Annotated in this window: 10 protein-coding genes; 9 read left to right on the top strand and 1 reads right to left on the bottom strand. The window is 63.9% G+C overall.

The window, feature by feature from the left end; all coding sequences use genetic code 11:
* The first annotated feature begins 30 nt into the window (after positions 1-30).
* The 8 genes from OKW44_RS32770 to OKW44_RS32735 all read left to right on the top strand — a co-directional run bounded on the left by OKW44_RS32770 (position 31) and on the right by OKW44_RS32735 (position 10,331).
* Positions 31-1,101, top strand: coding sequence for a putative urea ABC transporter substrate-binding protein (locus OKW44_RS32770; protein ID WP_018421726.1), 1,071 nt, complete (start codon positions 31-33; stop codon positions 1,099-1,101).
* A gap of 75 nt (positions 1,102-1,176) precedes the next feature.
* Positions 1,177-1,989, top strand: a complete 813-nt coding sequence (locus tag OKW44_RS32765) for an ABC transporter permease (RefSeq protein WP_018421727.1) — start codon at positions 1,177-1,179, stop codon at positions 1,987-1,989.
* Positions 1,986-2,777 carry an ABC transporter ATP-binding protein gene (locus tag OKW44_RS32760; RefSeq protein WP_018421728.1) on the top strand — a complete coding sequence of 264 codons (792 nt, stop codon included), beginning with the start codon at positions 1,986-1,988 and terminating at the stop codon, positions 2,775-2,777. The genes OKW44_RS32765 and OKW44_RS32760 overlap by 4 nt, the downstream gene beginning before the upstream one ends.
* A 13-nt stretch (positions 2,778-2,790) precedes the next feature.
* On the top strand, positions 2,791-3,507 hold the full coding sequence (locus OKW44_RS32755) for an urea amidolyase associated protein UAAP1 (RefSeq protein ID WP_018421729.1): 717 nt from the start codon (positions 2,791-2,793) through the stop codon (positions 3,505-3,507).
* A gap of 15 nt (positions 3,508-3,522) precedes the next feature.
* The gene (locus tag OKW44_RS32750; protein WP_018421730.1) at positions 3,523-4,164 is read left to right on the top strand and encodes an urea amidolyase associated protein UAAP2; all 642 of its coding nucleotides are present in this window, start codon (positions 3,523-3,525) and stop codon (positions 4,162-4,164) included.
* Positions 4,165-4,337: 173 nt separating this feature from the next.
* Positions 4,338-7,937 (top strand): urea carboxylase, encoded by a 3,600-nt coding sequence (gene uca, locus OKW44_RS32745; RefSeq protein WP_018421732.1) that lies wholly within the window; start codon positions 4,338-4,340, stop codon positions 7,935-7,937.
* A gap of 17 nt (positions 7,938-7,954) precedes the next feature.
* Positions 7,955-9,787, top strand: coding sequence for an allophanate hydrolase (gene atzF, locus OKW44_RS32740; protein ID WP_018421733.1), 1,833 nt, complete (start codon positions 7,955-7,957; stop codon positions 9,785-9,787).
* A gap of 205 nt (positions 9,788-9,992) precedes the next feature.
* Positions 9,993-10,331, top strand: coding sequence for a hypothetical protein (locus OKW44_RS32735; RefSeq protein ID WP_018421734.1), 339 nt, complete (start codon positions 9,993-9,995; stop codon positions 10,329-10,331).
* A gap of 76 nt (positions 10,332-10,407) precedes the next feature.
* On the opposite strand, the gene OKW44_RS32730 is transcribed toward OKW44_RS32735, so the two are convergent.
* On the bottom strand, positions 10,408-10,851 hold the full coding sequence (locus tag OKW44_RS32730) for a MarR family winged helix-turn-helix transcriptional regulator (protein ID WP_018421735.1): 444 nt from the start codon (positions 10,849-10,851) through the stop codon (positions 10,408-10,410).
* A gap of 136 nt (positions 10,852-10,987) precedes the next feature.
* Between OKW44_RS32730 and OKW44_RS32725 the strand changes: the two genes are divergently transcribed.
* Positions 10,988-12,526: a DHA2 family efflux MFS transporter permease subunit gene (locus OKW44_RS32725; protein ID WP_026226029.1), complete on the top strand. Its 1,539-nt coding sequence runs from the start codon at positions 10,988-10,990 to the stop codon at positions 12,524-12,526.
* Positions 12,527-12,537 lie beyond the last annotated feature (11 nt).

Here is a 12,537-nt window from a genome sequence, read left to right as displayed (position 1 = left end):
GTCGCTAACCGTCCCCTCCGAGGTCAACCCATGTTCAAGCTCGTTCGCTGTCTTGGCATTGCCGCCGTCTCCCTCGCCACCTTCGCCTCGAGCCCCACGTTCGCCGCAGGCCGCAACGACTTCAAGGTCTGCTGGACCATCTACGCCGGCTGGATGCCATGGGGTGAAGCGAAAACCCAGGGCATCGTGTCTAAATGGGCCAGGAAATACGGCATCAATGTCGACGTCGTGCAGCTGAACGACTACGTCGAGTCCATCAATCAGTACACGGCCGGCAAGTTCGACGGCTGCGCGATGACCAACATGGACGCGCTCACGATTCCCGCCTCCGGCGGCGTGGATTCGACGGCCCTGATCGTCAGCGACTACTCGAACGGCAACGACGGCGTGCTGATGAAGGGCAAGGGCAAGCAGATCGCCGACCTGAAGGGCCAACAGATCAACCTCGTGCAGTTCTCCGTCTCCCACTACCTGCTCGCACGCGCGCTCGAAAGCGCTCACATGAGCGAGCGCGACCTCAAGGTCGTGAATACCTCGGATGCCGACATCTCGGGCGCATTCGCGACCCCCACGGTTCACAACGCGGTCACCTGGAATCCGATGCTCGCGGACCTGAAATCGCAGCCGAACGTCAGCGAAGTGTTCGACTCCAGCAAGATCCCCGGCGAAATCATGGACATGATGGTCGTCAACACGAAGACGTTGCAGCAGAACCCCGCCCTCGGCAAGGCGCTGACCGGTGCATGGTTCGAAATGGTCGCGCTGATGCACACCGACTCCGCGGCCAGCACGTCCGCGCTGACCGCGATGGCGAAGGCCTCGGGCACCGACCTCGCCAACTTCAAGGGCCAACTTTCGACGACCGCCCTCTTCTATTCGCCGCAAGCGGCGCTCGACTTCGTCACTAGCGCCGACATGCCGAAGATCATGACGCGCGTCGCGAAGTTCTCTTTCGATCACGGCCTGCTCGGCCAGGACGCGAAGAGCGCGGACGCGGTCGGCATGGCGTTCGACAAGGGCGTCGTCGTCGGCAACAAGAACAACGTCAAGCTGCGTTTCGATCCGACCTACGTCGCGATGGCGGCCGCGGGCAAGCTCTGACACGGACCGTCCAGGCACTCGCCACGGGCTCGCTATCGCGGGCTCGCATCCCAGCTTTCCAACCAGGCGCTCACCATGCGACTCGTCAATCGACATCCGAGCCGGATCGGCGGCTTGATGCTGCTTCTGCTGCCGTTCGTCGTGCTGTTCGCGGTCTACTTCACCGGGTCCTCGATGCGACTCTCGCTCAATCCCGATGACAAGCTGCTGCCGAGCGCGGCGCAAATGAGCGACGCGGTGAAGTCGGCCGCCTTCACCGAGGACAAGCGCACCGGCGAGTATCTGTTGTGGACCGACACGCTGTCGAGCTTGCGGCGGCTCGGCATCGGCCTCGTCGTCAGTGCCGTGATCGCACTGGTGGCTGCAATCGCGACCGGTTCGTTGCCGCTCGTTAGCGCGACGCTCTCGCCATTCATCACCGTGATCTCGATGGTGCCGCCGCTGGCCGTGCTGCCGGTCCTGTTCATCGTGTTCGGGCTCGACGAGTTGTCGAAGGTCGTGCTGATCGTCGTCGGCATCACGCCAGTGATCATTCGCGATCTGCATGCTCGCGCCCGCGAGATTCCGGTCGAGCTGTGGGTCAAGGCGCAGACGCTCGGCGCCACCAGCTGGACGCTGATTCTGCGTCTGGTGCTGCCGCAACTGCTGCCGCGTCTGCTAGTGGCGACGCGTCTTTCTCTCGGCGCGGCGTGGCTCTTTCTGATCGCCGCCGAAGCGATCGCGTCGACCGATGGCCTCGGCTACCGCATCTTTCTCGTGCGCCGCTATCTGTCGATGGATCTGATCCTGCCGTACGTCGCGTGGATCACGCTGCTCGCATGGCTCACCGACGAACTGCTGCGCCGGATCACGCAATGGTGCTTCCCGTGGTACGGAGGCGCGCGATGATCGAAGTCCGCAACGTCTGGAAAGAATACGGCGACCAGGTCGTGCTCGAGCGTTTGAATCTGACCGTCAAGGAAGGCGAGTTCTGTTCGATGGTCGGCGCGTCCGGCTGCGGCAAGTCGACGTTTCTGCGCCTGCTGCTGGGTCAGGAGCGCGCGACGCGCGGCGAGATCCTGCTGGACGGCAAACCGCTGCCCGCCGAACCGGACAGACATCGCGGCGTCGTGTTTCAACGCTACTCGGTGTTCGACCATCTGAGCGTGTTGCGCAACGTGATGCTGGGGCTGGAGCTTCCACAAGCAAAGTTCACCGGCCGGCTATTCGGTGCCCGTCGGCGCGTGGCGCAAGACGAGGCAGCGGCCATGCTCGAGCGGGTCGGGCTGGGCGCTGCGTTGAACAAGTTTCCGCAGCAGTTGTCGGGCGGCATGCAGCAACGCCTCGCGATCGCGCAGGCGCTGACGATGAAGCCTCGCGTGCTGCTGCTCGACGAACCGTTCGGCGCGCTCGACCCCGGCATCCGCAAGGACATGCATGAGCTGCTCTCCGGCCTGTGGCGCGAAGCGAAGCTCACGATTTTCATGGTCACGCATGACCTGAAAGAAGGCTTCACGTTGGGAAGCCGCGTGCTGGTTTTCGACAAGGTGCGCGTCGACCCGCAGGCGCCGGGCGCCTATGGCGCGCGCATCACCTACAACATTCCGCTCGACCATAGCCGCGATTCCATGTCCGCCGTGCATATCGCCGAGGCAGCCGTGCGAGGCGCATCGCATATCGAACTGGTCTCCGACTGAAGGGAACTCAGGTATGAACTCAGATACGACCTTATTGCTTGAAGAAACCGTTCCAGGTGGCGGTCATACATCGCTGATCGTCAAGCGCGGTCAATCGCTGCGCGTTACCGACCTGCGCGGCGGCGCGAACGTCAGCGTGATGATGGTCAATGCGACGGAAAAGAGCGAACGGCTCAATCTGCCAGATTCGTTGAAGTGCCAGCACACGGCCAGGCTCACGGTCGGGCACTGCCTGTACTCCGACATGGGCCGCGTGCTTGCCGCGATCGTCGCGGATACCTGTGGCTGGCACGACAGCATCGGCGGTGTGTCGAATGCCGGCGAGGTCCGCGAACGATACGGCGCAGGCCGCTACCAGGAGCTGCGCAACGCGTTCTATCGCAACGGCACGGACAACCTGCTCGTCGAAATGGGCAAGTGGGGACTCGGCATCACTGACCTGCTGATGACGCTCAATCTGTTCAGCCGTGTCGATGTCAGCGACGACGGCGTTCTCAGTTTCTTGCCAGGAAACTCAAAAGCCGGCAACCACGTCGAGCTCTACGCACCGATGAACACACTCGTCGTGCTCACCGCGATCCAGCACCCGCTCGACCCGAACCCCGAGTACGCACCGAGGCCGGTCAAGCTCGAATTGAGCGACGCGCGGCCCGAGGTCGCCGAAGTTTGCCGCACCGCATGCGAAGAGAACGCACGCGGTTTCATCAACACAGAACGCTTCTTTCTTTGAGCGAAGGCCACGCTTATGACCAGCACGCTTATCGTCAGCGACAAACGTCCGGAAACCTCGGTCTATCGCGAGACACTCGCCGCGGGCGAGCCGTGGCTTCACGAGGTGAAGGCCGGGCAAACGCTGCGCATCGTCGATCTCGAAGGCAACCAGGCGGTCGACACGCTGTTCTACAGCCTCGCCGATCCGCGCGAGCGCTTCGACCCTCAACGCACGTTGCGCCGGCAAAAGAGCCTCTACCTGACGACGGGCTCGGTGCTGTACTCGAACCTCGGCAACCCGATGCTGACGATCGTCGCCGACACGTGCGGCCGCCACGATACGCTCGGCGGCGCCTGCGCGCAGGAGAGCAACACGGTGCGCTACGCACTGGAGAAGCGCTACATGCACAGCTGCCGCGACAACTTCCTGCGTGCCTGCGCTCACGACGGCCGCCTGTCGAAGCAGGACATCGGCGCGAACGTCAACTTCTTCATGAACGTGCCGGTCACGGCCACGGGCGGGCTCAGCTTCGAAGACGGCATTTCTGCGCCGGGCAAATACGTCGAATTGCGCGCGGAGATGGACGTGATCGTACTGATCTCCAACTGCCCGCAGCTGAACAATCCGTGCAACGCCTACAACCCGACGCCCGCGGAGCTGCTGATATGGAATTGAAGCGCATCCGCCACTGGCTTTTTCTCCTGATGCTGGTTCGCTCGGGCCGGTACTTCAGCCGTACGCGCGAAGAACTGACCCAGACGCATCGCTGACGCGACTTCGGCCGTGGACGACCACGGCCGGCCATTCCCACGGCGGGACGGCCCGCCTCCGAATCAACACACCCTTCCATGTTCGAGAAGATTCTGATCGCCAATCGCGGCGCTATTGCGTGCCGCATTCTCAGGACGTTGCGCGAACTCGACGTCACCGGCGTCGCCATCTATGCGGAAGCCGACCGAGCGAGCCGCCACGTCAGCGAAGCGCCTGTCGCGCATGGGCTCGGCGAGGGTCCGGCCGCGCTGACTTATCTCGACGTGGACAAGATCCTCGCGATTGCGCGTCGCGAAGGCGTGCAGGCGATCCATCCTGGCTACGGCTTCTTATCGGAGAACGCGGCCTTCGGCGAAGCCTGCGAAGCGGCCGGCATCGCGTTCATCGGACCGACACCCGCGCAGCTTCGCGCATTCGGCCTCAAGCACACGGCCCGCGAAATCGCGGCCAACGAAGGGGTGCCGATGCTCGAAGGCACCGGGCTGCTCGCGGACTTGCCGGCGGCGCTCGCGGCGGCACAGGGCATCGGCTATCCGGTGATGCTGAAGAGCACCGCGGGCGGCGGCGGCATCGGCATGCGGGTGTGCTGGAACGCCGCCGAACTCCGCGCCCATTTCGATGCCGTGAAGCGCCTCGGCGAGAACAATTTCAGCGATGCCGGCGTGTTTCTGGAGAAGTACATCGAACGGGCGCGGCATCTGGAAGTGCAGGTATTCGGCGATGGCAAAGGCGACGCGCTCGCGCTTGGCGTGCGTGACTGTTCGGTGCAGCGGCGCAATCAGAAGGTGCTCGAGGAAACTCCCGCCCCTTGCCTGCCGGACGGCATTCAGGCCGCGCTCGGCGAGGCAGCGGTCAAGCTCGCGAAAGCCGTCGACTATCGCTCCGCCGGCACCGTCGAATTCGTGTACGACAGCGCTGCCGAACAGTTCTACTTCCTCGAAGTCAATACGCGTCTGCAGGTCGAGCACGGCGTCACCGAACAGGTGTGGGGCGTCGACCTCGTGCGTTGGATGATCGAACTGGCGGCCGGCACGCTCGCGCCGCTGAAGGAGCTGGCGGCGAGTCTAACGCCGCGAGGGCACGCGATCCAGGCGCGACTCTACGCGGAAGATCCGGGGCGTGATTTCAAACCGAGTCCGGGCCTCTTGACCGATGTCGCGTTTCCGCACGCTGACGGGCGCGCATTGCGCATCGATACATGGATCGAGGCAGGTTGCGAGGTGCCGCCGTACTTCGACCCGATGCTCGCGAAAGTGATCGCGTGGTCGCCGACTCGCGATGAAGCGCGCGATGCGCTCGACGATGCGCTGTGCAACACCCGCCTCTACGGCGTCGAGACCAATCGCGACTATCTGCGCCAGATTCTGCGCGACCGGCCGTTTGCGTCGGGCGAACCGTGGACTCGATGTCTCGAAGGGCTCAGGTATCGGGCCAGCACGGTCGAAGTCGTCAGCGGCGGCACGCAGACGACGGTGCAGGACTATCCCGGCCGCCTGGGCTACTGGGCAGTCGGCGTCCCGCCGTCGGGGCCGATGGACGACCGGGCGATGCGGCTCGGCAATCGCCTGCTCGGCAATGCGGCCGACGCCGCCGCTCTCGAAGTCACGATGAGCGGGCCGACGCTGCGCTTCAACACGGATGCCGTGGTCGCCATCACCGGCGCGCAGATTCCGGTGCTGCTCGACGATGTCGCTCAGCCGCTGAACACGAGCCTCCATGTGCCGGCGGGTTCGACGCTCGCGCTCGGCACGATACGCGGCGCGGGCGCGCGCGCTTATCTGTGCGTGCGCGGCGGCTTCGACGTCGCACTGTATCTCGGCAGCCGCAGCACCTTTACGCTCGGCCAGTTCGGCGGACATGGCGGCCGCGCGATCCGCGCGGGCGACGTGCTGCATCTTTATCCGCTCGACGATGCGCAGGCCGGCGCGGCGCTCGTCAACGCGCCGACGCTCGACGGCGTGCGCACCCTTCGCGTGATCTATGGCCCGCACGGCGCACCCGAATACTTCAGCGCCCGCTATATCGCGCAGTTGCTCGACACCGAGTGGGAGGTTCACTTCAACTCCAGCCGTACCGGCGTGCGCCTGATCGGACCGAAACCCGAGTGGGCGCGCGAGGACGGCGGCGAGGCTGGACTGCATCCGTCGAACATTCACGATAATCCGTACGCGATCGGCGCCGTCGACTTCACCGGCGACATGCCCGTGATTCTCGGACCCGACGGCCCGAGTCTCGGCGGCTTCGTCTGTCCGGTGACGATCATCGAGGCGGACCTCTGGCAGATCGGCCAGTTGAAAGCAGGCGACAAGATCCGCTTCGCGCCCGTCGAAGTCGAAGAAGCGCGTGAGGCTGCGCGTGAGCGTGGTCGGGAACTGGAGAGCCTCGAGATTGCGCCGGGTGCGCCGAGCGAAAGAAGAGCATCGCTGACGTCGCCGATCGTGCTCGATACCGGGGCGGACCGCGACAGACTCGTCGCACGTGTATCCGGCGACACACATCTGCTGCTCGAAATCGGTCCAGCGGAGCTCGATCTCGTGGCACGGTTTCGCGGACATGCGCTGATGCAGTCCCTCGAAGCGCAGCATCTGACTGGCGTCATCGATCTCACGCCGGGCATCCGTTCGCTGCAGATCCACTATCTGCCCGAGGATCTGCCGCTCGCCAGGTTGCTCGACATCGTCGCGCGGGCGTGGGACGAGGTCTTGTTGCACAAGGATCTGCGCGTGCCATCGCGGGTCGTTCATCTGCCGCTGTCATGGGACGACCCCGCGTGCCAGCTCGCGATCGAAAAATATATGACCACCGTGCGCAAGAACGCGCCGTGGTGCCCGAGCAACCTCGAATTCATTCGCCGCATCAACGACCTCGACTCCATCGACGGGGTCAGGCAAATCGTCTTCGATGCAAGCTATCTGGTAATGGGCCTCGGCGACGTGTACCTCGGCGCACCCGTCGCGACACCGCTCGACCCTCGTCACCGGCTGGTCACGACAAAATACAACCCGGCCCGTACGTGGACCGCGGAGAACTCGGTCGGCATCGGCGGCGCTTATCTGTGCGTGTATGGCATGGAAGGGCCTGGCGGCTACCAATTCGTCGGCCGCACGTTGCAGATGTGGAATCGCTACCGCGAAGTCGCGGATTTCGCCGGACAGCATTATTTGCTGCGCTTCTTCGACCAGATTCGTTTCTACGAAGTATCGGCCGACGAACTGTTGCGCATCCGCGCGGACTTTCCGCTTGGGCGTTTTCCGTTGCGGATCGAAGAGTCCGAGCTTTCGTTGCCGGACTATCAGGCGTTTCTCGCTAGCGAATCCGCCAGCATCGAGCAGTTCCGTTCAAGGCAGCAGGCGGCCTTCCAGGCCGAGCGCGAGCGGTGGCGTGAAGCGGGCACCTCGGAAGTCACGTTAGAGACGCCGGTCACCGAAGACACTCAGTTAGCTCCGCTTCACGACGGCGAAGTCGCCGTGGACAGCGAGATCGCGGGGAGCCTCTGGCAAGTCAAGGTGAAAACCGGCGACGCGGTCGACGCGGGCGACGTGCTGCTCATCATCGAGTCGATGAAGATGGAAATCTCGGTGTGTGCGCCGTGCGCCGGAACGGTCGGCGAGATCTACGTGGCGCCGGGTTCGCCCGTGCGCGCGGGGCAACGCGTCGCCGTCGTCGAACGTCACTAATTATCTGGACGCAAACCATGTCTTCATTCTCGTCATTCGATCTTCGCCTCCCGACACTTCGCTGCGCATACCGTGATGGAACGCTCACGCCGCGCAGGCTCGTCGCTGAACTGCTCGAAAAAGCTGCGGTGCTCAATCCATCGTTCAATCTGTTCATCCATCTTCTGACCGAAGATGAAGTCGCGCCCTACCTCGACTGGCTCGACACGCAGGAGGTCGAAAGCCTGCCGCTCTATGGCGTTCCGTTCGTGATCAAGGACAACATCGATCTCGCCGGCATTCAGACGACCGCCGCGTGCCCCGCGTTCGCGTACACGCCGTCGCGATCGGCGAGCGTCGTTGCGCAATTGATCGCGCTCGGCGCAGTACCGCTCGGCAAAGCCAATCTCGACCAGTTTGCGACCGGTCTGAACGGCACCCGGTCGCCGTATGGCAAGTGTCGCAATAGCGTGCATCCCGACTATCCGTCGGGCGGCTCGAGCGCGGGGTCGTCACTCGCGGTCGCGCTCGGCGTCGCCAGTTTCGCGCTCGGGACCGACACGGCCGGTTCCGGTCGCGTGCCTGCCGCGCTGAACAATCTCGTCGGTCTCAAGCCGACTAAAGGCCTGCTGTCCACCGCGGGTGTGGTGCCCGCGTGCCGCACGCTCGATTGCGTCACGTTCTTCACGGCGACGGCGGAAGAAGCGAGCGAGTTGCTTGCGTTGAGCGCGCATCCCGACCCTCGCGATGCCTACAGCCGCGCGAATCCGCAATGGAATACGGCACGCGCGTTTGGCAAGCCCACGGCGTTCAGGTTCGGCGTGCCGGCGCAACTGGAATTCGCCGGCTGTTCCGAGAGCCCCGGGCTGTTCGCGAAGGTGCGCGCGTTGCTCGAAGAAGCAGGTGGCGAGGCTGTCGAAATCGACTTCACGCCATTTGTCGAGGCCGCCAATCTGCTCTATCAGGGGCCGTGGGTGGCCGAGCGTTACAGCGTGGCGGGCGAGTTGATGACGCAGAAACCCGCTGCGGTTTTGCCCGTCATTCGCGACGTGTTGGCGAAGGCACCCGGCGCGAGCGCGGTCGAGCTGTTTCGCGCGCAGTACCGCTTGCAGGAATTGAAGGCCCTCTGCGATGCGTCGATCGATTCACTCGATTTCGTTCTGACGCCGACGTATCCGCGTGCCGTGACCCTCGACGAGTTGGAGCGCGACCCCATTGGTCCGAACTCCCTGCTCGGCTATTACACGAACTTCATGAATCTGCTGGACTATGCCGCCGTCGCTACGCCGACCGGTTTCATGAAAAATGGTCTGCCCTGGGGCGTGACCGTCTTTGGCCGCGCGTTCACTGACCAGTATCTGTTGGGTGTGGCCGACCTGCTGCAACGAAAGAGCGGCGTGCACTGCGTCGGAGGCGTAACCGTCGAGCCGGAGCCGCGCGGCGAACGATGCGCGGCGAGTCACGATCGCATGCGGATCGCGGTCTGCGGCGCACACATGCAAGGTTTGTCCCTCAACCGCGATCTGCTTGCCCGACGCGCGCGGCTCTTGCAGGCCACTCAGACTGCCGCGCAATACCGGTTGTCGGCGCTGCCGGCGTCGGCGGACGGCACGAGGCGTCCAGGTCTGTGGCGCGTCACCGATGGCGGCGCAAAAATTGCTGTCGAAGTGTGGGAAATGCCCAGCGCGGAGTTCGGCTCGTTTATTTCGACCGTTCCTTCTCCGCTGGTTCTGGGGAAGGTCGAACTCGTCGACGGTTCGTGGGTTTCCGGTTTCCTCTGCGAGCCGTATGGCGTGCAGTCGGGAACCGATATCTCGGAGTTTGGCGGATGGCGAGCATGGCTTGCCAGCGAGCATTGCGCGAGTTTCTGATGGAACGAACGATGAGCAGCGGCGTCGCAGGGTATGGGCAGTGAAGCGCCGCGGGTTTTGTTGGCACCTCCTCTATTGAGAGAATAGCGTCACGAGCAAGCCTGGCAGGTTCTCTTCTAGGGGTTCTAACGCGCGCCTACGATGCAGGACCTGACAGGCTTCCTTCCAGAATCGCAATTCCGTCGCAACTTCGAGAGGTTCCTTAATGACGCTCCGCACCGTCGCGCTCGCCGCAACCACCACTGCGCTCACGCTCGCCGGCACGACCGCCGCCCTCATCGCACAAGCTCAAACGCCGAGCACCGCCGACAGTCAATGGCGCGCCAGTTCCACCATGCTCGCGACGCTGCTGCAGGACGGCTACAAGATTGTCGCCGTGGTCAACAAGGGTCCCGCCGACACGATCTTCGTGCAGCGCGATCAGAGCGCGTTCAAATGCATCGATCCGCAACAGCCGGATGCAAAAGCAAAAACGTCGGTGGCGCCGGGCTGTTACGAGCTGGTACCGCCGAGCGGCGCCACGCCGGCGTCGGAATCCAAATAACGTGATTTGAAGCGCGAGCTCAACGTAGCCCCGGCTCGCGCGAAAGACTTCGGCGTCGCGCCAACACCGCGACGCTTCAGCGATCCACGAGCCGGCTCAGATTGCCGCGCACCCGCTGCAGCAGCGCGATCAACTGCGCCGCTTCTTCATCGCTGAAACCATTGAGCGCTTCGAGCGCGACCTCGTCGCCGACCTTACGCGCCTTGCCGAGCGTGCGCTCAGCCTTCGGCGTCATGCGCACCTGGCGCTCGCGGCGATCCTGCGGATTCGCGGTCCGCTCGATCCAGCCGCCCTCCTCCATCCGGTCGAGCAGCCGGCCCGCCGAGATCGGCGCGACCTCGAGCAGATCCGCCAGCCGGGCCTGATTGATGTCGCCGTAGTGGCCGAGATAGGCCAGCACGCGACACTGCGCGCGCGTCAGATCGACCGACGACCTCGCGAGATCGTCAAAACGCTTGCCCGTCAGCCGGCCGACGTCGGAGATCAGAAAGCCGAAGCGCTCTTCGAATTGGGTTTTCATGCGCGAATTATACGGAAGCGCTTCGGCGTACAGCGCGACTGCGTATGCGTTCTATCCTCAGCACAACTCCCGATAGCGCCAACCCGTATTGACGATATACTAAGCATGCTTACTATATCGGTCCTCCCCATCGTTCATGTCTTCCGCCTCCACGCCGGCGAGCGCCACTGAGCTGCTCAACCGGCCGATGATCACGATCTCGATCATGCTTGCGACGCTGATCCAGACGCTCGACAGCACGATCGCCAACGTGGCGCTGCCGCATATGCAAGGCACGCTGTCCGCGTCGCAGGACGAGATCACGTGGGTGCTGACCTCCTATATCGTCGCCGCCGCGATCGCCACGCCGCTCACCGGCTGGCTGGCGGATCGCCTCAGCGTGAAGCGGCTGCTGCTGATCGCGATCGGCGGCTTCACGGTGTCTTCCGCGTTGTGCGGACTCTCCGAGACGCTGTCGCAGATCGTCGTGTCGCGTCTGTTGCAAGGGATCTTCGGCGCGTCGCTGGTGCCGCTGTCGCAATCGATCCTGCTCGACATCAACCCGCGCGAAAAGCAGGGCCAGGCGATGGCCGTGTGGGGCATGGGCGTGATGGTCGGGCCGATTCTCGGTCCGACGCTCGGCGGCTGGCTCACCGATAGCTACAACTGGCGCTGGGTGTTCTTCATCAACGTGCCGATCGGCGCGTTCGCGCTGTTCGGCGTCGCGACCTTCCTGCCGACGCGCGAGCCGAAACACGACGTGAAGTTCGACGCGTTCGGCTTCATCACGCTCGGCCTCGCGATCGGCGCGTTGCAGGCGATGCTCGATCGCGGCGAGCAGCTCGACTGGTTTTCGTCGACCGAGATCGTGATCGAGGCGCTCGTCGCGGCAATCAGCTTCGCGTTTTTTCTGGTCCACACGGCCACGGTCGGCGAGCGCTCGTTTTTCAAGTACAAGTTATTGAAGGACCCGAACTTCGCGACCGGCATCTTCTTCATCTTCGTGATCGGCGCGGTGATGTACGCGACCCGCGCGCTGCTGCCGCCGATGCTGCAAAATCTGATGGGCTATCCGGTCGCGACCACGGGACTCGTCACCGCGCCTAGCGGCGCCGGCACGATGGTCGCGATGCTGATCGCCGGCCGGCTGCTGAAGCGCGTCGACGCGCGGCTGCTGCTGCTCTGCGGCTTCCTGATTTCGGCGTTCGCGCTTTGGCAGATGATGCAGTACACGATCGTGCTATCGGCATCGGACATCGTGTGGCCCGGCGTGATCCAGGGCTTCGGACTCGGCCTCGTGTTCGTGCCGCTGTCCACGCTGACGTTCTCGACGCTGTCGCCGGAGCTGCGCGCGGACGGCACCGCGACTTATAGCCTGATGCGCAATATCGGCAGCAGTATCGGCATTTCGATCGTGCAGACGCTGATGACGCGCAACACGCAGATCTCGCACGCGGACCTCGCTGCGAACGTCACCGCGTTCAATCCGGCGCTCCAGTCGATGCTCAACAGCGGCTCGAACTATGACATTGCGGCGCTGAATGCGTCGATCACGCAGCAGGCCACGATGATCGCGTATCTGAACGACTTCAAGCTGATGTTCGTGGCGACGCTGCTGGTCATCCCTCTGTTGCTGCTGATCCGGCCGTCGCACAAGGCACCGGACGCGTCGGTCGCGCATGCGGCGATGGATTGACGCCGTCCGCC

Origin of the sequence: Paraburkholderia lebeckiae (genome assembly GCF_050436325.1) — a bacterium.
GTDB lineage: Bacteria > Pseudomonadota > Gammaproteobacteria > Burkholderiales > Burkholderiaceae > Paraburkholderia > Paraburkholderia tuberum.
Note: the sequence above shows the minus strand (reverse complement) of the source record. Positions and strands in the feature narration are given on the sequence as shown.

Bases quoted from the DNA above. Each gene is read 5' to 3' on its own strand.
- OKW44_RS32770 (WP_018421726.1), top strand. From the start codon at position 31: ATGTTCAAGCTCGTTCGCTGTCTTGGCATTGCCGCCGTCTCCCTCGCC.
- OKW44_RS32735 (WP_018421734.1), top strand. From the start codon at position 9,993: ATGACGCTCCGCACCGTCGCGCTCGCCGCAACCACCACTGCGCTCACG.
- OKW44_RS32730 (WP_018421735.1), bottom strand. From the start codon at position 10,851: ATGAAAACCCAATTCGAAGAGCGCTTCGGCTTTCTGATCTCCGACGTC.
- OKW44_RS32725 (WP_026226029.1), top strand. From the start codon at position 10,988: ATGTCTTCCGCCTCCACGCCGGCGAGCGCCACTGAGCTGCTCAACCGG.
- atzF (WP_018421733.1), top strand. From the start codon at position 7,955: ATGTCTTCATTCTCGTCATTCGATCTTCGCCTCCCGACACTTCGCTGC.
- uca (WP_018421732.1), top strand. From the start codon at position 4,338: ATGTTCGAGAAGATTCTGATCGCCAATCGCGGCGCTATTGCGTGCCGC.
- OKW44_RS32760 (WP_018421728.1), top strand. From the start codon at position 1,986: ATGATCGAAGTCCGCAACGTCTGGAAAGAATACGGCGACCAGGTCGTG.
- OKW44_RS32765 (WP_018421727.1), top strand. From the start codon at position 1,177: ATGCGACTCGTCAATCGACATCCGAGCCGGATCGGCGGCTTGATGCTG.
- OKW44_RS32750 (WP_018421730.1), top strand. From the start codon at position 3,523: ATGACCAGCACGCTTATCGTCAGCGACAAACGTCCGGAAACCTCGGTC.
- OKW44_RS32755 (WP_018421729.1), top strand. From the start codon at position 2,791: ATGAACTCAGATACGACCTTATTGCTTGAAGAAACCGTTCCAGGTGGC.